The organism is Acidovorax sp. KNOB132, assembly GCF_057541515.1.
Genome location: NZ_BAAJYT010000643.1, coordinates 1 through 620 on the forward strand (window position 1 = coordinate 1; position 620 = coordinate 620).

A 620-nucleotide genomic window follows, 5' to 3' on the forward strand; every position below is an offset into this window, starting at 1 on the left:
GCACGCCGGTAGCCGTAGCTGGGCAACTGCGCAATCTCCTGGCGCAGTTCGGCGAGCAGTTCGGCATCCCCACTGGGCGTGCGGTGCCTGCGGCCATCGGTCCAGTCTTCATCGCGCACCAGCAGGTCGCACACGTGCGAGCGCGCTAGCCCCATCGTCCGGCAGACCGTCTTCACTGGTCGTCCCCGGGCAACAAGGGCGAGCGCGCAATCCACTTTTTTTGTCGCGGCGTACTCCACGGCTTCCTTGAGAATTTCGTTCTCCAGGGTCTTCTTGCCGAGCACGCGCTGGAGTTTGGCGATCTCTGCGCGAGCAGCAGCCAGCTCCGATGCCGGCATCACCGCCTCACCTGCAGACACGGCCGTCAACGCTCCCTGGCGTTCGAGCCTGCGCCATTGGAACAGCAGCCCCGCCGAAACGCCTTCTTGGCGGGCCACCAGCGACACGCTCATGCCTGGCTCGTAGGTGCGCCGCACCAGGGCCGCTTTCTCAGCCAGGGACCAGCGCCTGCGGCGCTGGTCCTTCACCACTACCTCTACTGACTCCGTATGCCTAGTCATATGCACAGTCCTGTTCCTATCTCCAAAGATAAGTGACAGGACGGGGCCGGGGAATCAGGG

At 64.4% G+C, this 620-nt stretch carries 1 protein-coding gene; it reads right to left on the reverse strand.

The annotated features are described in order from the left end of the window. Nucleotides 1-560, reverse strand: a 560-nt coding sequence (locus AC27IO_RS25180) for a transposase (RefSeq protein WP_498741341.1), incomplete at its 3' end; no start/stop codon positions are given. Nucleotides 561-620: the final 60 nt, after the last annotated feature.